The sequence below is a fragment of the Vibrio sp. HM8-C genome, from assembly GCF_058630515.1.
This window is the reverse complement of the sequence record NZ_JBMMKS010000001.1, coordinates 249716-269353: the sequence shown is the minus strand read 5'-3', so window position 1 is coordinate 269353 and position 19638 is coordinate 249716. Positions and strand designations below refer to the sequence as shown.

Annotated in this window: 18 protein-coding genes, 1 tRNA gene and 1 riboswitch; of the genes, 5 read left to right on the top strand and 14 right to left on the bottom strand. The window is 44.1% G+C overall.

The features are described 5' to 3' along the window. Positions 1 to 37: 37 nt before the first annotated feature. From udp to moaA, 7 genes are all read right to left on the bottom strand, one after another. Complete coding sequence (gene udp, locus ACOSVQ_RS01215) at positions 38 to 796, bottom strand: uridine phosphorylase (protein ID WP_042486185.1); 759 nt, start codon at positions 794 to 796, stop codon at positions 38 to 40. 286 nt (positions 797 to 1082) lie between these two features. Further along, entirely contained in the window at positions 1083 to 1499 is a 417-nt protein-coding gene (locus ACOSVQ_RS01210) for a CBS domain-containing protein (RefSeq protein ID WP_491980783.1), read from the bottom strand. A 171-nt stretch (positions 1500 to 1670) separates the two neighbouring features. Beyond that, positions 1671 to 2126 (bottom strand): molybdopterin synthase catalytic subunit MoaE, encoded by a 456-nt coding sequence (gene moaE, locus ACOSVQ_RS01205; RefSeq protein ID WP_491980782.1) that lies wholly within the window; start codon positions 2124 to 2126, stop codon positions 1671 to 1673. A 2-nt stretch (positions 2127 to 2128) separates the two neighbouring features. Next, positions 2129 to 2374: a molybdopterin synthase sulfur carrier subunit gene (moaD, locus tag ACOSVQ_RS01200; protein WP_491980781.1), complete on the bottom strand. Its 246-nt coding sequence runs from the start codon at positions 2372 to 2374 to the stop codon at positions 2129 to 2131. Continuing rightward, entirely contained in the window at positions 2371 to 2850 is a 480-nt protein-coding gene (gene moaC, locus ACOSVQ_RS01195) for a cyclic pyranopterin monophosphate synthase MoaC (protein WP_491980780.1), read from the bottom strand. The genes moaD and moaC overlap by 4 nt, the downstream gene beginning before the upstream one ends. Before the next feature lie 12 nt (positions 2851 to 2862). Further along, on the bottom strand, positions 2863 to 3369 hold the full coding sequence (gene moaB, locus ACOSVQ_RS01190; RefSeq protein ID WP_042486196.1) for a molybdenum cofactor biosynthesis protein B: 507 nt from the start codon (positions 3367 to 3369) through the stop codon (positions 2863 to 2865). A 78-nt stretch (positions 3370 to 3447) separates the two neighbouring features. Continuing rightward, the gene (gene moaA / locus ACOSVQ_RS01185) at positions 3448 to 4437 is read right to left on the bottom strand and encodes a GTP 3',8-cyclase MoaA (RefSeq protein ID WP_491980779.1); all 990 of its coding nucleotides are present in this window, start codon (positions 4435 to 4437) and stop codon (positions 3448 to 3450) included. Beyond that, positions 4425 to 4574, bottom strand: a riboswitch (molybdenum cofactor riboswitch). (Overlaps the previous gene by 13 nt.) A 251-nt stretch (positions 4575 to 4825) precedes the next feature. Here moaA and ACOSVQ_RS01180 point away from each other — a divergent pair. Beyond that, entirely contained in the window at positions 4826 to 5716 is an 891-nt protein-coding gene (locus tag ACOSVQ_RS01180; protein WP_491980778.1) for a YvcK family protein, read from the top strand. A 76-nt stretch (positions 5717 to 5792) separates the two neighbouring features. Here ACOSVQ_RS01180 and luxU read toward each other — a convergent pair whose 3' ends face one another. From luxU to uvrB, 3 genes are all read right to left on the bottom strand, one after another. Further along, positions 5793 to 6143, bottom strand: a complete 351-nt coding sequence (gene luxU / locus ACOSVQ_RS01175) for a quorum-sensing phosphorelay protein LuxU (protein WP_491980777.1) — start codon at positions 6141 to 6143, stop codon at positions 5793 to 5795. Then, positions 6143 to 7543, bottom strand: a complete 1401-nt coding sequence (gene luxO / locus ACOSVQ_RS01170; RefSeq protein WP_491980776.1) for a quorum-sensing sigma-54 dependent transcriptional regulator LuxO — start codon at positions 7541 to 7543, stop codon at positions 6143 to 6145. Before luxO ends, luxU begins: the two co-directional genes overlap by 1 nt. Positions 7544 to 7808: 265 nt before the next feature. Further along, complete coding sequence (gene uvrB / locus ACOSVQ_RS01165) at positions 7809 to 9839, bottom strand: excinuclease ABC subunit UvrB (RefSeq protein ID WP_491980775.1); 2031 nt, start codon at positions 9837 to 9839, stop codon at positions 7809 to 7811. A 640-nt stretch (positions 9840 to 10479) separates the two neighbouring features. On the opposite strand from uvrB, the gene ACOSVQ_RS01160 reads away from it, so the two are divergent. After that, positions 10480 to 10555: transfer RNA gene (locus tag ACOSVQ_RS01160), tRNA-Asn, on the top strand. A gap of 57 nt (positions 10556 to 10612) precedes the next feature. Here ACOSVQ_RS01160 and ACOSVQ_RS01155 read toward each other — a convergent pair. From ACOSVQ_RS01155 to ACOSVQ_RS01145, 3 genes are all read right to left on the bottom strand, one after another. After that, positions 10613 to 13060: a molybdopterin guanine dinucleotide-containing S/N-oxide reductase gene (locus tag ACOSVQ_RS01155; RefSeq protein WP_491980774.1), complete on the bottom strand. Its 2448-nt coding sequence runs from the start codon at positions 13058 to 13060 to the stop codon at positions 10613 to 10615. Positions 13061 to 13083: 23 nt separating this feature from the next. Then, a complete protein-coding gene (locus ACOSVQ_RS01150) occupies positions 13084 to 14178 on the bottom strand; it encodes a NapC/NirT family cytochrome c (protein ID WP_491980773.1) in 1095 nt (364 codons plus the stop codon). Positions 14179 to 14349: 171 nt separating this feature from the next. Further along, positions 14350 to 16467 carry an alpha-galactosidase gene (locus tag ACOSVQ_RS01145; RefSeq protein WP_491980772.1) on the bottom strand — a complete coding sequence of 706 codons (2118 nt, stop codon included), beginning with the start codon at positions 16465 to 16467 and terminating at the stop codon, positions 14350 to 14352. A 364-nt stretch (positions 16468 to 16831) separates the two neighbouring features. Between ACOSVQ_RS01145 and ACOSVQ_RS01140 the strand changes: the two genes are divergently transcribed. Next, a complete protein-coding gene (locus ACOSVQ_RS01140; RefSeq protein WP_491980771.1) occupies positions 16832 to 17836 on the top strand; it encodes a substrate-binding domain-containing protein in 1005 nt (334 codons plus the stop codon). Between the two features lie 21 nt (positions 17837 to 17857). Here the strand turns inward: ACOSVQ_RS01140 and ACOSVQ_RS01135 are convergent, their stop codons facing one another. After that, complete coding sequence (locus ACOSVQ_RS01135) at positions 17858 to 18157, bottom strand: PTS sugar transporter subunit IIB (protein WP_491980770.1); 300 nt, start codon at positions 18155 to 18157, stop codon at positions 17858 to 17860. 308 nt (positions 18158 to 18465) lie between these two features. Between ACOSVQ_RS01135 and rsxA the strand changes: the two genes are divergently transcribed. Together rsxA and rsxB are read left to right on the top strand one after the other, a co-directional pair. Next, a complete protein-coding gene (gene rsxA / locus ACOSVQ_RS01130) occupies positions 18466 to 19047 on the top strand; it encodes an electron transport complex subunit RsxA (protein WP_491980769.1) in 582 nt (193 codons plus the stop codon). Then, a complete protein-coding gene (gene rsxB, locus ACOSVQ_RS01125; protein WP_491980768.1) occupies positions 19047 to 19634 on the top strand; it encodes an electron transport complex subunit RsxB in 588 nt (195 codons plus the stop codon). Before rsxA ends, rsxB begins: the two co-directional genes overlap by 1 nt. The last annotated feature ends 4 nt before the right edge of the window (positions 19635 to 19638 follow it).

The following is a 19638-nucleotide window of genomic DNA, read 5'->3' as shown; positions in this document are numbered from 1 at the left end:
ATTTAGATCTTAATCTAAGCTGTTATAAATGCGTGAGTTAAAGCATCTTACGAGCGGCTTCTACTACCACTTTAATTGAACGAGCTTCAGTCTCTTTAAGGGTTGCGTGATCTGGGATTTCTTTTTGAGTACGGTTGATGATAACACCAGCAACACAACCCGCTTTCAAACCAGAACTTGCACACATAGTCAGCAGAGTTGCTGATTCCATTTCAAAGTTCAGCACGCCCATTTCTTGCCACTCTTTCATTGAGCCTTGGAAGCGCTTAACGACACGACCAGTGAACGTGTCATAACGCTCTTGACCAGGGTAGAAAGTGTCACTTGAAGCAGTAATGCCCATGTGTACTGTAGCGCCGCTCTCTTCTGCCGCTTGCTTCATCGCAATAGCAACATCAAAGTCTGGTACTGCAGGGAACTCCATTGGAGCAAAGTGCAGACTTGCACCATCTAGGCGAACAGAACCCGTCGTCACGATCATATCGCCAACATTAACATGTGGCTGAATAGCACCAGTTGTACCAACACGTAAGAAGCTACGAACACCCAGTTGTGCCAGCTCTTCTACTGCGATAGAAGTTGAAGGACCACCGATACCAGTAGAACAAACGACTACTGACTTGCCATCTAGCTCTGCGCGGTAAAGCGTGTATTCACGGTGGCTTGCAAGAAACACAGGATTATCCATCAGTTCTGCAATTTTTTGTACACGTGCTGGATCACCTGGGATGATCGCTAAAGTTGCGCCATTAAGATCAGCTTCGGTAACACCAAGGTGGAATACTGCTTGAGACATAGGTTGCTCCTTCATGCGGCTTATTCAGCTCATAAATGTAATTAGGTACAGGACAACTTTAGCTCACTACGGAAAGTTAAAGAGTGATAAATATCACACCAATGAAAGCAAGATATATTTACGTTACACGCAAAGATGACCGCTATCACATTACTGATAAAATTTAGCCGTCTTCTGGTCACTATTGTACTGAGAAACAAAAAAACACTGAGAAACAAAAAAGCACAGTTCAACACTGTGCCTCTATTAAGCGGTTGGGTATGGACGGTAGCTGCAGAAAAACGCTTTATACAGGATGTTTAAAGCAGCTAGCCAACGTTTTTCCTATAGCACGCAATACATCACGTCGAGTGATAATTCCGACTAACTTGCCATTATCGATCACAGGATATACTTTTGGCTTGCCCACTTTCATCATGTCTGCCAGTTCTATAACCGACATTTCAGGCGATACAGACAAAACTTCTTTGTGCATACAGTCACTCACTATATGAGTGTCTTGGCAGAAATAACTGACCTTCACCAATTTATCGAGCAAATCCTGCTCAGAAAGGAAACCAATCACACGCTCTTTGTCATCGATTACTGGTCCGCCCAAGTGGTCAGAACGAATCACTTTATCTAATGCAGCAGACAAAGACATATCAGGAGTAAAGGTTACCGCTTTCACGGTCATATAATCTTTTACTTTTAGTGAATCCATTTCAGTCTCCTTAGATTCCTTACGTAAAGGTGGCTAATAATCTAAGTGTTGACTAATTTCTTGATTTTACTAAATGGAAATCACCAATTATTTTGATAGTTCTAACCTATTACACTAAATCATATCTATTGATCTTATCTTTGGAACAGTTTCAATATCCCTAAAACGCGACTACTTAGCCCAGCGCTGAGCAGCTTTTGCATCTGATTCTCTAGAGTCTATCCAGCGGGTACCGTCGTCAGTTCGCTCTTTCTTCCAGAATGGTGCTTTGGTCTTTAAATAATCCATTACAAATTCGCAAGCCTCAAAAGAAGCCGAGCGATGAGCGCTACTCACACCAACAAATACTACTTGGTCGCCAATATCGAGATCGCCAATTCGGTGAATTAAGCGCAGTTGAAGTAACGGCCAGCGTGATTTCGCCTCTTCGCAAATCTCATTTAGAGATTTTTCCGTCATTCCCGGATAGTGTTCCAAGTGCAACCCAGTGACATGATCACCTAAATTCATGTCACGAACTTTACCGATGAACGTCACTACCGCTCCCGCATCTGTACCAGAAGCGAGTGCCTCATACTCTTGTGCGACAGAGAAGTCCTCGACCTGAACCGAAACATAAGCGTTCATCGTTAACCCCCTGTCACTGGTGGGAAGAATGCGACTTCATCACCATCGGTCAGTTTAAAGTCCATAGGTACAATTGACTGATTCACAGCGGCAAGCAACTTACCCGATTCTAAAGCCAAAGCCCATTTGTCAGACTGAGAGGCAAGATGAGCACGTAGATTTTCTACTGATTCAAACTCATGCTCTAACGACAGACCATCACAATCTACTAACTCTCTTGTTTGAGCAAAAAACAATACGTTAATCATACATCTACCTTAAAGTGACCCGATTTTCCGCCCGTTTTTTCCAACAGGCGAATTTGCCCGATCACCATATCTTTCTGCACCGCTTTACACATATCGTAAATCGTTAGCGCGGCCACAGAAGCGGCGGTTAGCGCTTCCATTTCAACGCCTGTTTTACCCGCCAACTTACATACCGATTCAATACGAACCTTGTTTTCCGCTTCTATCGCTTCAAGTTGAACTTCTACTTTCGACAGTAGCAAAGGGTGGCAAAGTGGAATTAAATCCCATGTTTTCTTTGCTGCTTGAATACCTGCGATACGAGCGGTAGCAAACACATCACCTTTATGGTGTTGACCAGATACAATCAGTTGCAACGTTTCTGCCGCCATATGCACAAAAGCTTCAGCGCGCGCTTCTCTAACTGTTTCCGCTTTAGCAGAAACATCAACCATGTTCGCTTCACCCGAAGCGTTGATATGAGTGAATTGAGTCATTGTTGTTTACTCTTACAGATGCGGCATAAAGTTACATGGGCGGTGGCTAGCGTCTAATTGTTGTTTGATGATTTTCGTCCAACCTGTACGACATGCACCTGTTGAACCTGGCATCGCAAAGATAACGGTATGGTTTGCAAAACCAGCTACTGCGCGAGATTGAATGGTAGAAGTACCAATCTCTTCATAAGAAACCATGCGGAACAATTCACCGAAACCTTCTACTTCTTTGTCAAATAGCGGCTTCAAAGCTTCAGGTGTGCTGTCACGAGATGTAAAGCCAGTACCACCCGTAATCAATACCGCCTGAACTTTTTCATCAGCAATCCACTGCGAAACTACTGCGCGAATTTTGTACATATCATCAATTACGATTTGCTTATCCGCTAAATGGTGACCCGCTTCTTGAAGTTGCTCTGCAAGGTAACGCCCTGATGTGTCATTTTCTTCTGTACGTGTATCTGAAACGGTTAGAACTGCGATATTCGCTGGCTGAAATTTGCTTTCTGCGTGACCCATTTGCTCACCCTAATGTAATTTTCTTATTCGTTAATTTAACTGCATTAACCTCGAAAGCCCGGTGCTTTCGCGGTCTACTTATCCACCAATAGACGCTAAATGTGGCGTCATGCCGGTGTTTCCTTCTTGAAGAAAATGGCTGACGGATTTGTTTTGTAACTGCATTTGAATTCGAGCAATAAGCTCAGCTTCCTGTGCGTCTTGTTGTAATAAATCTCTAAGTTCGATGCCCTGATCGCCAAAAAGGCAAAGATGAAGTTTGCCAAGAGCAGAGACTCTTAGGCGGTTACAACTCTCACAGAAGTTCTTTTCATAAGGCATGATAAGACCTATTTCACCCTGATAATCGGGATGAACAAAGACCTGTGCTGGACCATCATTGTTCTCTCTGACCTTTAGAATCCAACCATTAGCAATCAGTTGATTTCGAATCGAGACACCGGATATATGATGCTTGGTAAACAAATCGTCCATTTCACCTGTTTGCATCAGTTCAATGAAACGCAATTGGATTGGGCGATGTTTAATCCAGTTAAGAAACAGTGGAAGCTCGTGGTGGTTGCGATCTTTCATCAACACCACATTCACTTTTACTTGCTCATAGCCGACTTCGAATGCGCGATCGATACCAGCCATGACTTGATGAAAACGGTTTTCACCCGTGATCTGATGGAACATTCTGGGATCTAAGCTATCAACGCTGACGTTGATGTGCGTCAGACCTGCCTCTTTCCACTCTGCTACACCCTTTTCCATCCGATAGCCGTTGGTTGTGGTCGCAATTTTTCTGATGTTTCCGTTGTCTGCAACGACTCGGATAATATCGGTAAAATCCTTGCGTAAGGTCGGCTCTCCGCCAGTGATACGGATTTTAGAGGTGCCACAATCAGCAAACGCGTTCACCACGCGATGAATTTCTGGAAGAGTTAGAAAAGACGAGTTTTTGCTTCCCGAAGGTTTATAGCCATCAGGTAGGCAATAAGTGCATTTGAAGTTACATACATCGGTAACTGATAGGCGCAAATAATAAAATTTACGCTGGAATTTATCTTCGAATTGTTGCGCCAAGGAACACCTTTCCAAATACGGGAGGCATAAGCATTTCCACTCATGCCCTTGTGACAACATGCCACTGGCTTTTTCACCATATCACTACAATCAATCAGCAGAGACTTAGATAAAGAAGCTCGGAGTTATGGCAGCCGGTTAGAAAGCTTTTAACTTATCTAATCAGCGACTACTGGCAGTAAAATACTGAAAAACGCATCATGTTTCTAGTAAATCAGTTGCAAAAGAAAACCAATATCCTAATTTACCTCTAAATAAGTATATGGACTTTTCTTTATCCTATACATTCTAGTATACCCAAGCGACCTAGCATGTTGAGCGTTCTCATATCAGCTTAACAATGACGACTATTGAACTGGGTATATAAAATATTAGAAGAATAAGAAGTATGAATTTATATCAAGATAAAAAAGTGGTCGCTATAGGCGGCGGCCATGGCCTCGGACGTATTTTGGCCGCGTTGAAACACTTTGGTTCGAACGCGACAGGCATTGTTACTACCACTGACAATGGTGGCTCAACGGGACGTATCCGCAACTGCCAAGGCGGCATTGCTTGGGGTGATACTCGTAACTGTATTAACCAGCTCATTACCGATCCTTCAATCAGTTCGATGATGTTCGAGTATCGCTTTAAAGGCAGCGGTGAACTCGATGGGCATAACCTTGGTAATTTAATGCTCACTGCCCTAGATAACCTTTCAGTTCGCCCGCTGGATGCTATCAACCTTATCCGCGCAATGCTTAAAGTAGATGTAAACATCATTCCAATGTCGGAACACCCTTCAGATCTCACTGCGTTGGCAACGAACGGTAAGTGGGTTACTGGCGAAACCAGTGTAGACGAAATGGAAGATGATCTGTTACGCCTTGATTTAGAACCTAAAGTAACGGCTACCCTTGAAGGTGTAGAAGCTATTGCTGAGGCGGATGCAATTATCCTTGGCCCCGGAAGTTTTCTTACCAGTATTATGCCGCCTTTGCTTTTGCCGAAAATTGGCCAAGCCATTTTTGATAACACAAAAGCCAAGGTAATTTTTATTGAAAACTTATCACCAGAGTATGGTCCTGCTGGACGCATGAACCTAAAACAGAAACTGGAATGGTGTGAACGAGCCTGTAAAAACCGTAAGATTGATGTGGTTCTGGGTCCAAAAGAACATCCAGAATTAAAAGAAATATGGAACTGTGTGACTCGCGATTTGGCATCACCAAACCGCGATTGGCGTCATGACCGAGATAAATTACGTCTGGTTATCGAAGAGCAGTTAAACGACTAACACTTAGTCTGTAAATCTGCTAATTGGCTCAAGTTGAAAGTGTTGATTATCGAGACTTTATTATGGTTCTCGATAATCAATGGCTACTGACAATCAACTGCTGATAGCAGCCGTGAGTTTGATTGAGAATATCAACCATATTTTCAGCTTCAATCCCTTCATCAAAATGTTCACCTAACTTTGCCTTTGCATCGATATCGACCGCCTTGGCACAAAGCTTATCTGCACCAAAACTGGCAGCACTGCTTTTTAATGCGTGGCTGATATCTTTAAGGTATTGAGTTTTATCTGTTAACTCATCACTGGTTAAACTTTGTTGGTAAGTCACCAGCTCTCCAAGAAAGATCTCAACGAGAAGCGGAACGTTATCCTCGCCTATTTCTCTCGCCAGTTTATCTATCTTGCTTTGATTTAACACGTCCACCATTACCTACTTTCCTTCTCTTTTTCATTCCACGTTTGTAGTTTTCGATAAAGGGTTGAAGGACTTACATCCAAATAACCCGCCGCTTTAGGAATGTTGCCATCACACGCTTCTATCGCTTTTTCGATGGCCTGCTTTTCTGTCATCCAAAGAGGAAATATTTCATGAGCGCTTATCGGAGCACTGATTGGCATCTCGGCAATCTCAACACGTTGCTGAGGCACGTTCAAAGGAGGTGGTAACATCTCTTGAGATATCTCTTTACCGTCATTTAAAACCACCACATTACGCAATACGTTCTGCAACTGACGAACGTTCCCCGGCCACTCATAACGTTTAAAGCGTTCAACCACTTCTGGTGACAGACGCACAAAACCTTTACCTTCTTCTTTGGACATATAACCGAGCAGCGAGTACGCGATTTCAATAACGTCATCGCTGCGTTCACGTAGAGGTGGCAGATGTAAAGGAATCACGTAGAGACGGTAATACAAGTCTTCCCTAAAACGTCCTTCCTGCACCTCTTTCCATGGGTCTCTGTTGGTTGCACAAACAAATCGCACATCCACGCTTTTCATCTTCGAGGAACCCACTTTTTGAAATGTACCTGTCTGAATAAAGCGCAGCAATTTTGTTTGCAATTCTAGATCCATTTCGCACAGTTCATCGAGAAATAGTGTGCCTCCGTCTGCCAACTCCGCTGCGCCTTGTCGATCTGAAGCCGCCCCTGTAAACGCACCTTTGACGTGGCCAAACAGTTCACTCTCAATCAAATCTTTAGGAATCGCGGCACAGTTAATAGCGATGAAAGGTTTGTCACCCCGCTTACTCGCTGCGTGAATCGCTTCTGCACATACTTCCTTACCCGTACCACTTTCACCCGTGATAAAGATACTCGCTTTACTGGTTGCAGCTGAGTCAATGGTTCGGTAGACCGCTTGCATGGTTTGGCTACTACCGATAAATCCTTGATAGTTTTGATTATTGACGCCATCAACATCATTTTTCAGCTTGCTAGCTTTGCGGATTGCATTATTTACCGTGACACGTAGGCGGTCTGCTTCACAGGGCTTAATTAGAAAGTCCTGCGCTCCATGACGCATTGCTTCTACAGCAGTATCGATAGAGCCGTGCGCCGTCATAAAGATGACCGGAACGTCAGGTGATTTCTGTTTCACTTCATGTAAAACGTCCATCCCGGTCATATCGGGTAGTCGAAGGTCGAGTAGAATTAAATCCGGCTCGCGCGCTGCAATACTTTCAATCGCTTCGCGGCCGGTACCTACGATATTGATGTCTATTTCAAGTGGAGTGAGATAAGAACGATACAACGCCGCTACAGACGCCGTATCTTCCACCATCAACAAGTATTTTGTTTTTTGTGGAGTGTAATTTTGTTGCATAGCCTAGCCATTTATTATTTGCATTTTGCTTCATGATTGCATTAGAAGTTGCAATTTGCAAACCAACAGTGTCTAAACCATACATTTAGTATGAGAATTATACAAAAACAGCATTTTATACATGGCACATTAAATGCTAGTTTCATAATGACCCTAACGGGTCACCTAGCCAACTGACGTTGTTAGTGAATACGATATTCACAAAATTACAGCCAATAGACCGATTTCTATTGGCTATTTTTTTAGCTGAAAATTGCTCCAATCACTAAGAATTAGTAATGAACTGCTTTCTCAAATCTTCAATCTTGTCGCGCGTTTTCGCCGCCAACTCAAACTCTAAGTTTTGAGCATACTTGTACATCTGACCTTCAAGCTTACTGATCTCTTTATCCAATTGCTGTGGTGTTAAAGACCCGTAATTCGCAGCGTCTTCAGCAACTTTAGACAGCGCAACCACTTTGCTCGTTTTCTGCTTGCGAGATTTAGCAATGTCGCCAATCTCCATAATGTCTTTGATATTGCGTTTTAGAGCCTGAGGTTTGAGCCCCATAGCCTCGTTATAAGCATGCTGCTTTTCTCGACGACGATTAGTTTCATCCATCGCTTTTTTCATCGACTTGGTAATACTGTCTGCGTAAAGAATTGCTTTACCTTCAATATTACGAGCCGCACGACCAATGGTCTGAATTAATGAACGTTCTGACCGTAAGAAGCCCTCCTTATCAGCATCCAAAATGGCCACCAGCGACACTTCTGGCATGTCTAAGCCTTCTCGCAACAAGTTAATGCCAACAAGAACGTCAAACTCACCCAAACGCAAATCACGGATAATTTCGACCCTCTCGACCGTATCGATATCCGAGTGCAGATATCTCACCTTAACACCATGCTCATGCAGATATTCAGTAAGGTCTTCAGCCATTCTCTTAGTCAAGGTAGTAACCAACACCCTTTCATCTTTAGCAGAACGAATACGGATCTCAGAAAGCAAATCATCCACCTGAGTCGTCACTGGGCGCACTTCAAGTTGTGGATCTAATAGACCTGTAGGACGAACAACCTGATCAGCCACTTCTCCGCCAGATTTTTCCAACTCATAGTTACCCGGTGTTGCAGAGACGAAAATCGTTTGTGGTGCTAGCGCTTCGAACTCTTCAAACTTGAGAGGTCTATTATCCAGTGCCGAAGGCAGACGGAAGCCAAACTCCACCAGCGTTTCTTTACGAGAGCGATCACCTTTAAACATGGCGCCGATTTGCGGTACCGTAACGTGCGATTCATCAATGACTAACAAACCATCGTGAGGAAGATAATCAAACAGTGTCGGAGGCGGCTCACCCTCGTTACGACCACTCAAGAATCTAGAATAGTTTTCAATGCCCGAGCAAAAACCTAACTCGTTCATCATTTCAATATCAAATTGGGTTCGTTGAGTAATACGCTGCTCTTCCAGCAATTTGTTGTTCTCAAGCAGATACTTACGGCGCGATTCAAGTTCTACTTTAATGCTTTCAATCGCTTCAAGAATCCGTTCACGTGGCGTAACGTAGTGCGTTTTAGGATAAACAGTAAAACGAGGCAAATCTCTTTGCTTGATTGCACCTGTCAAAGGGTCAAACAAACTGATGCAATCAACTTCATCATCAAACATTTCCACACGCACCGCATCTTGATCAGATTCAGCGGGGAAAATGTCAATGACTTCACCACGAACGCGAAACTGACCACGCTCGAACGCTACATCATTGCGTGAATACTGAAGCTCAGCCAATCGACGTAACATATCGCGCTGATCGATCACATCACCACGACGCAAGTGAAGCATCATTTTCAAATAAGAATCTGGGTCACCCAGACCATAAATTGCCGAAACAGAAGCTACGATAATGGCGTCTTTACGCTCAAGCAGAGCTTTAGTAGCAGAAAGACGCATTTGTTCAATGTGGGCGTTAACCGAAGAGTCTTTTTCGATGAAGGTATCAGTTGTTGGTACGTATGCTTCGGGTTGATAGTAGTCGTAGTAAGAAACGAAGTATTCAACGGCATTATTTGGAAAGAATGACTTCATTTCACCATATAGCTGCGCCGCAAGAGTCTTGTTCGGTGCGAGCAAAATGGTCGGTCGCTGAGATTGAGCGATGACATTGGCTAGGGTAAACGTTTTACCTGAACCCGTTACACCCAACAGTGTTTGGTGAGCCAACCCAGCCTCAATTCCTTCCAAAAGTTGTTCTATGGCTTTAGGCTGATCGCCAGATGGACGATAGTCTGATACCAATTCAAACGCCTTACTCATTACGCATTCTTCCTACTCTTTTGACTCGGAGGTATAAAACAGAGAGCTATTGTCGCTGCTTGACTTACAGCATGGCAAGTCATAATTGCCAAGCACACAATCAACCCATCGAAAACAACAATTAATTTCATAAAAATCATCAATGAAACGAATGTAAATTCACAAATCAAACTTGTGTTTCAGATCTATCACACCCGAAAAATAGTATTCGCATCCTTCTCTGAAGTTTGTTAGTATCGTCGCCCCACCGAGTTATATCCGTTTAAAATCCTCAAAAAATAATCCACTGGTTTTCCCCAAAATATTTTATTTTGACATTAAATTGACCTTTCCATCGTCATATCAACGCAATAGAAGAAACAGTGGATAAAGTACTTAAAATCTAAAAAATCATTAAGTTAGTCGATTTATACAATCGATTACATTTAGAGTTTTCACTTAAATAATAACAACCATAAAGATTGCTCAAGTTTCATTAACACACTTATCCACAAATTTGGTGGATAAGTAAATCCAGCGTAATACCCATAAGGGGTACAGAAAAGTAAACTGTTTTTTTTGAAAAAAATTCACTTAATTTTCGAGTGTAAAGGTTGACACTCCACGCCCCTCTAAGTAACATCCGCTCGCGTAAAGCAATTCCCCCTTAGTTCAGTCGGTAGAACGGCGGACTGTTAATCCGTATGTCGCAAGTTCAAGTCTTGCAGGGGGAGCCAAATTCCATAAAAAAGACGTCCTAGGACGTCTTTTTTTGTTTCCGGTGACCAATCAAACTAGCTGCTCATCGGTGGTTCAAACGCGGTAAGAGTCGGTGCGTCTCCTGTGTATTTCTCGATTCGAACTAATGCTGAATTTGCTGCACACCCATTAGCCAAGCGAGACGACGGTATATCTAGCGTCAGCACATTACAGCCACCGTTCTTACATATCCCCGTCTGCTTATCAAAGTCTGGCCAAGCGCCTTCGTGAATACACACGGACCCTTGTTTGATTCTGTCCGTTACTTCTGCACCAACCAACACTTGCCCTCGTTGGTTAAAAGCTCGTACTAAATCACCCGTTTTTATATCTCGCGCCGCAGCATCATCAGGGTGGATCCAGATGGGTTCTCGATCAGCAATCGCATACTGCCCACGAATAGCGGCGTAGTTAAACTGGCTATGAAGACGATGTGCAGCATGCGCTGTCATTAGCTGCAATTCTCCGTCTTTTGCGTTACCTGTGTATTCGTCTGGAGCCAACCATGTTGGATGCGGCGGGCAATCTTTGAGGTTATACCCTTCAATAGTTTTGGAGTAGATCTCAATCTTGCCACTTGGAGTGCCCAAAGGATTGAGTACCGGATCTTCACGAAATGCCGCATGGCGAACAAACTTGGCATTCTTCTCATTCCATTTCATTTCGATAAGCTCGTTATCTTCCCAGAACTTGCTGAAGTTAGGCATAGCTACGCGAGCATTACGTCCCCCTTGTTGTGCTGCGGTGTAAAAGCCGTACAGCCACTCCATCTCGGTTTTGCCGTCGGTATACACATCGTGCCCACCGGGTGCGAGCAATTCAGACATATCAGCAAATACATCAAAATCGCTTCGAGACTCACCTTCAGGCTCAACCACTTTCTTCATTGGCACTAAGTGTTGGTTACTGTAGTCCCCTGTCATAGTCAGATCGTTACGCTCAAACGACGTGGTGATAGGTAACACTACATCTGCATGCTTTGCAGCAGCGGTCCAATATGGTTCAGAGATCACTATAAGTTCAGGTTTTTGCCACGCTTTGATAAGCCTATTGGTATCTTGATGGTGTGTGAAGTTGGCACCACCAGCCCACCAAATCATTTTGATATTCGGGAACTTGAGCTCATGCCCGTTGTGCATGTAAGACTTACCTGGATTTTCGAGAGCCTCCACAATACGCGCCACAGGGAAGCTTTGTGTCGCTCCAGAAACAGCCCAGTCATTGCCCGCCGAAGAGCCGCCACCGAGCGATGCCGAAATTGCAGGAAGTACGCCCGCATCACGAGTTGGGTTACCACCGTTTGAATAGTGATACGACAGACCAAAACCACCACCGGGCAAACCAATCTGTCCGAGCATTGCAGCCAAAGTCGCAATCATCCAATGGCGCTGCTCGCCATATTGCTGACGCTGCATTCCCCAACCTGACATCAACATGGTTCTGTTTTGGATGAAAATATCAGCTAATAAATCAAGTTGCTCTGGAGAGACGCCACAAATCTTTGATGCCCATTGCGATGATTTTTCAATACCATCTTCTTTGCCCAGCAAATACGCTTCAAATTGTTCAAAGCCCGTAGTGTACTTATCTAGAAACGCTTTATCGTGCTTACCCTTTTTCACTAAGGTATGGGCGATACCTATCATCATCGCCACATCGGTCATGGGATGAGGTGCTATCCATTGAGCATTTTCACCAAAAAACTCTATGGTTTCAGAACGTATCGGGTCTATCGCAATGATGGTTTTTCCAGATTTTTTCAGTTGATGGAAGAACTCAAGCCCCGCGCAGTCTGTTGAACTCCACGCGATTTTCAGTGTGTTTACTGGGTTTAACCCCCACAGAACAACCACTTCGCTGCTTTCCAAAATTACTGGATATGTGGTTTGCTGCTCATACACCTCAATCGACCCCATCACGTGGGGCATAATGACTTGCGCAGCACCTGTCGAGTAGTCGCCAAGGTGTCCTGAATAGCCACCCGCCATACTCATGTATCGTTGCAACAAGGTTTGAGCTTTGTGTAATACACCGCTGGAACGCCAACCATACGATCCTGCAAATACAGAAGCAGGGCCGTATTGTTTGCGAATGCGCATGTGCTGCTCGTGAATGAGTTTGTACGCTTTCTCCCATGACACCTGAACAAACTCATCACTACCACGAACGCCCTGCGGCGAACTAGGATTGGCTAGAAAACCTTTACGGACCATTGGGTACTTCACACGCGCTTTGGTATACACCTGATCAGGACCAGTAAGCTGAAGACTATTTGGCATGGTCTGAGCCAGTGCATTTTTTGAAGAAACCAAACGTCCATCTTGCACTTCACATAGTAGTGGTCCCATTCGTCCAGCGGTTAATACACCACTACCGCGCTCATTCATAGCTGCTAGAGAAACCGGTGAAAATGAACTGTACGCAAGCGCGCCAGCAGTGATACCAGTACCTTTTAAGAATCTACGGCGAGTCATATTAGTCATAATATTTATCCTTCTTTATATCCTTAGTGACCAACCACATCTTTCGCGTGGTGCTGGAAGAACTTGGTGAGAATTTCTAAGTTTTCGACTGAGATATCAGTACGATCCCCCATACTCTTCGCCACCGGTCCCCATGCGTTCACCGTAAAGTGATTCGAAGGTATTTTTGCATGACAAGTTGAACAATAAACGTTATTCAACTCTTCAGCGTATGACCAAACCGGATCTAATGAATCAACGACGGGCGAATTAATTGCCCCTGTTAACGATACAGTTCGCCATTCATTACCATATATATCCGCTTTGAACTCCGCAGCTTGTAGAGCCTGTTGCCCTTTCTCCGTCAACGTTGCCACGATCGCGCGTTGACCTTCACCCATATAAAGTACTTGCTCTGCGCCTTTCATCTGGTAAGCGGAAAGTTTAACTGTGCGTTCATCACCATTTGCCTGAACTACTTCAAGTGCCGCTGTTGGATTTAACTTACCTAGATCGGCTATTGCAATTTCGGTCACGGGATAGACAGTTTTTGCATCTGGAGAGGTTTGTTTGGTAAACGCCATTAAGGTATCGAAGGCTTTACTATCTAACTCGACTTCGGGCGCAAAATGAGCAACGCCTTTATGACAGTCAATACAGGTTTGATTCTCTTGGATGCCGTATGCATGCATTTTTGCTGCTTCTCTGGTTTGAGCAAAAGGTTCCATAGCATCAGCGTTGTGACAAGTGCGACATGTGGCTGAATCATTCTCACGGAACTGCTGCCACACCATCTCAGCCAGCTCTTTTCTGTGAGCTTCATATTTTTCAGGGGTATCTATCTTGCCGGTGATAAATTCGTGGTAGATATCTTTTGTTGCACGAATCTTAGTGATCAAATAGCCCATAGTATCTGTGGGAATATGGCAATCAGAACATTCTGCTCTTATGCCTTTAGCATTACTAAAGTGAACAGAGCCTTGGTATTCCTTGTAAGGAATTTCCATTGAGTGACAAGAGAGGCAAAACTCGGTATCGGAGGTGTAGTGCATAATAGCCGCGCTTCCTCCTAACGTTAGCCAACCTATACCTATGCCCACCAACATTAATAACGCGAGATATCTTTTTTTTATCGACATAGCAGCACCACATCCACATTAATTGTAGTGTTAAGTGTAATTCACGGATTGTAGTTGTGTTGCTTATGCCCCTAGTACACTATCGAAATATTTATTTTTCTTATCTCTAAGAAAATTGAGATATGAAAAAAGACGGCACCTATGTCCGTCTTTTGATGATTTGAATCGCGTTTAGCTAATCTTATCCAGTTTTATCAATATTGCCGTTTCAGCATCGAGAATCGGCATTGTTAGCCCGACGTTTTGACACCATTCACCCGACATTTCACAGCCTGTTGTCGTCCATTCTGGCTGACAAGCCACAATATTGTTGAAGTTGCTAGGCTTATCAATTACTGACACTTGGTATACAGACTCTGGATCTAACCCAACAATACGCAGGTGACCACTTAATGAGTAGGTTGGCATCGCCAGTTGAGACACTAACACGACCGCTTCACTAAGGTCTTGTGATACAACTGCATGTATCTGATGAGCCTTGTCTTCACTCGGAATACGCCACGTCGTTCCACTGTGTAATAGCGGACGAAGCACCTTATGCAATTTCACGTAGTGTTCAAACCCTTGCTTTTCTTCTTGGCTCTCTTTCACAGGGTCAAGTTCAATCCCCATGTGCCCAAATAAAGCAGTCAGTCCCCTGAACTCAATACTGTGTCGACGACGTGTACTGTGGCAATGACTAGCACCAATATGGCTACCCATCACTTCCGGAGGGAAGAAATAACTCATTCCACGCTGAATGGTCTGGCGCTCCAATGCATCGTTGTTGTCTGATGCCCAGAATCGCTGAGTTCGTTTTAACACTTCGTAATCAATACGCCCGCCACCAGCAGCACACGATTCAATATCCACATGCGGATGCTTAGCTCGAACCTTATCCACCAACTGATAGTAACGCTGTGTCTGTTTATGCGCTGCAGCCTGACCGGCATGAGCAGGCTGAACCACTTCCCTGTTCATATCCCACTTGATATAAGCAATATTGTAACTGGATAGGAAATGATCTAGTCGCTCAAACAGGTAATTAAAGGCATCTTCATTCAGTAAATCAATCACATACTGATTACGCCCTGTTGGCTGCTCATACCCTTCTACTGCCAGTAACCATTCAGGATGTTGGCGGTACAGGTCTGAATTTTTGTTGATCATTTCAGGCTCAAACCACAAACCAAACTCCATACCAAGTTGATTCACGTGATCGACAATCGGACTCAAGCCTAAAGGGTATTTGCTTTCATCAAGAAACCAATCCCCCAAAGCAGCTTTGTCATCGTTACGCCCTTTAAACCAACCATCATCAATGATGAAGCGTTCCACACCCATTTCTGCCGCTTGAGTTGCCATTGACAAAATGTAGTCAGGATCGTGATCAAAATAGATACCTTCCCACGTGTTGAGATGGATTGGGCGTGGCTTTGATGCAAATTCTTCAGACAAAATGCTGTGACGTACATGAGCGTGGAACTGCTGGCTCATGCCGTTCAGACCTTTATCACTGTAACTGGCATACAGCCAAGGCGTGGTGACACTTTCACCTTGAGCTAAAGCGAGTTCTCCAGCGAAATAGATCACTTCTGCTTGCACAAGGCGTCGACCGTCGGCTTTTACATCAGCACGCATTCGGTGGTTTCCACTCCAAGCGAAATGGAACCCCCAGACATCACCGCTTATTTCATCGAAATATTGTTCACCTGCGACAAATGCAGGATAGTGTTCATGGGAAGTACGACCACGACGATTTTCCTGTTGATACCCACCCTGCACTAATGGCTGGCGAGCTGTTTGAAATTCATGAACCCAACGCCCAAAAAAGGTCATCAGCTCATTAGCTCTTGCAGGCAAAGGTAAGGTACTCGCCAAACGATTGACCTGATAAATACCCGATTTCAAATTAGTTAGCGTATGGCGGGTTTTCACCACATCATCGGAATCTAAACAAAGTTCCGTCGTCAGAGCCAAGCCTGCAAGCTCATCAACACTTTCAATGCGCACACCTGTATCGATTTCCGTAATTTGTTGCACTACAAAAACCGGTGCCCAATCCTTACCATCACGATGCCCTTCTAATCCTGGGCTGTTAAAAGCGCCTCGTCCCAATTCAGGACTCAGTGTCATTGGAACATCTTTATCTAGGCGACCAAAAGGTACCGGGCGATACAGACTTTTTCTGAAATTCTCTAGAGCGCCTCGAACAGGTTTTCCCCAATAGAGGATTTCAGCAAACTCCCCAACCTCTACAATGAGTTGGCTACGCTTACCGGTTAAGTTAATTAATACAGGCTCCGTCACTGTCCACTACCCTTTAAACCTTCGAATTTCCAATATCATAAGCAAATTAGAGAAACTTTCTGTGATTCAAACCATAATCATGGAAACGTTTCCATGCATCTCAATTATTCATTTGCGGCAGTAGGTGTAGCATAGAGACTTGCCTTATTCGGTATTGGAAATAACTAAAAGCATGAGCTTGCGCATTAGTTCTGCTTTAAGCTCTTGAGTTGGGGAAACAACCGATATTTAATAAACGCCATTAGAGGTCACAAGACCTGAAAACATTTTCAGAGAACCACGTCTACCATGCACACTCTCCAGTATTTAAGTGTGTGGAAATGATATTAAAACGTTCTCATCAATACCTAAGGCAGATGCAAGCATGGCGACCATAAAAGATGTTGCGCGAGAAGCTGGCGTGTCCATCGCGACCACCTCTCGCGTAATTAATAACGCCCCTCACACCAGCGAAACAGCGATTATTGCCGTTAAAGCGGCGATGGAAAAACTAGGTTATCGTCCGAACGCGAACGCGCGCGCACTGGTGAGCAAATCCTCCAACGCTATTGGTGTTTTGGTAAGTGACGTATCAGCACCATTTTTCGGCATCATGGTAAAAGCAATTGATACCATAGCCAGTGAACAAGAGAAGCAGTTACTGGTCGGCAGTGGATATCACGACGCAGAGAAAGAACGCAGTGCCATCAATTTGCTTATCAACAGCCGTTGTGAGTCCCTTGTTTTACACAGCAAAGGCATGAGCGACGAAGAACTGACTAAACTCGCGAAAGAGGTTCCGGGAATGGTACTGATCAACCGAGTTGTGCCTGATATTGCCAAACGATGCATTGCATTAGATAACCGTCGCGGCTCTTACATCGCGACTGAGTACCTGATTAAAAATGGTCACAGGCACATCGGGTATATTGCTTCTAGCCACAATATAGATGACGCTCATGACCGCCTTGCTGGTTACTTCGATGCACTGCGCGACCATGGTATAGAAGCCAGAAATGAATACGTTGAGTATGGTGAGCCTGATGAGCTAGGTGGTGAACAGGCAATGGTTAATCTGATGGCAAAAAATACCGCTATTACTGCCGTGGCTACCTACAACGACTACATGGCGGCTGGCTGTTTAGTGTTACTGCAAGAGAATGGAATTCGAATTCCAGAAGAGATGTCCGTAATTGGGTTTGATGACGGACACATGGCTCGCTTTGTCTACCCGCGTCTTACCACTATTCGTTATCCAATCCAATTAATGGCAAATGAGGCGGTGAAGCTTTCTTTGCAATTAGTGAATAACGAAGACGTAGATCGTTCAGACAGCAAACTGTTTATGCCCACCTTAGTTCGTCGTTCATCTGTTGGCAGAGCTCAATAAGCTCTGCCCTATCGGTTTTGCCTATTGCGCTTGAAGTCTAGCGTCGATTTCCTGTGCGTAGTTATTCGCTTTTACACCGTAGATGATCTGAACATTCTGTTTGTCCAAGCGAACCACGCCAAAGGCGCCATTCTTTTTTAGAAAATCCGCATCCACTAAATCAGAATCATTAAGCTGCAATCTCAATCTAGTTGCACACGCTCCTGAATGAACAATATTTTCTAAACCGCCCACAGCTGCCACGATACCATCCGTTTCCTGACCGATGTTTGGATTCACTTTCACTAAAAATTTAAAAAACTGACGAATTTTGTCGATCATAAAAACCTGCGGATGTTTGAGATAACTTGCTGTAAATACAATAAATAACCCTACACTGTATATACGTCAGCACAAATTACACTATGGATGCGCGCGAAAATATATCAGAGCTTTCTGATTAAAGCGTTATACCTTGCAAACGAACATCATAAACGAGCCTTTCAAATTCTATCGCTCGAAGAGATCAATCTAGCGTGTAAAGTTGGGCGTTTTTTTATTCTGAAATTGAAAACCTTATCTTTCGTTGGTTGTTATTGCCTACGCAAAGCATGATAATACCGAGATCGGAACGAAGACATTACATAATTATGACCGAATATCTTTTGTTGTTAGTCGGCACTGTGCTGGTGAACAATTTTGTACTGGTAAAGTTTTTGGGCTTGTGTCCTTTCATGGGCGTATCCAAAAAATTAGAAACTGCAATTGGCATGGGGTTAGCGACAACATTCGTTTTAACCTTGGCTTCCGTATGTTCGTATCTTGTAGAAAGTTACATCCTAAGACCGTTAGGTATTGAATACCTGCGCACCATGAGTTTCATCCTCGTGATAGCGGTTGTAGTTCAGTTTACTGAAATGGTCGTGCACAAAACCAGCCCGACACTTTATCGCTTGTTAGGTATTTTCCTGCCACTTATTACGACCAACTGTGCCGTTTTAGGTGTGGCATTACTGAACATCAATGAAAACCATAACTTCATTCAGTCGATCATCTACGGTTTTGGTGCAGCGGTAGGTTTCTCAATGGTGTTGATTCTGTTTGCTTCAATGCGTGAACGTATTCAAGTAGCTGATGTACCCGCTCCATTTAAAGGTGCTTCGATTGCTATGATCACTGCTGGTTTGATGTCGCTTGCCTTTATGGGCTTTACCGGATTGGTGAAGTTGTAATGAGTACGATATTAATTGCTGTCATTGCTATTGCCGTTCTTGCTGCACTGTTCGGCGCTATTCTGGGCTTTGCTTCGATTCGTTTTAAAGTTGAAGCAGACCCTATCGTTGACCAAATCGATGCCATTTTGCCTCAGACACAATGCGGTCAATGTGGCTACCCGGGCTGCCGTCCTTATGCGGAAGCCATTGCCAATGGCGACCAGATCAACAAATGCCCTCCGGGCGGTCAGCAGACCATTGAAAAACTCGCAGATTTAATGGGTGTTGATGTTCAAGAATCTGCGCACGATTTGGATAACAAAGTAAAAACCGTTGCTTTTATTCATGAAGACATGTGTATCGGCTGCACTAAGTGTATTCAGGCTTGCCCTGTAGACGCAATTGTGGGCGGCACTAAAGCACTGCATACCGTCATCAAAGATGAATGTACGGGCTGTGACCTCTGCGTTGCACCTTGCCCAACAGATTGTATTGAAATGATCCCTGTTGCAACCACCACTGATACTTGGAAATGGCAGCTCAATGCAATTCCCGTCGTTGACGTGACTCACACTGCAACCTCTCATCAAAGCCGCGGGGATTAAGGAT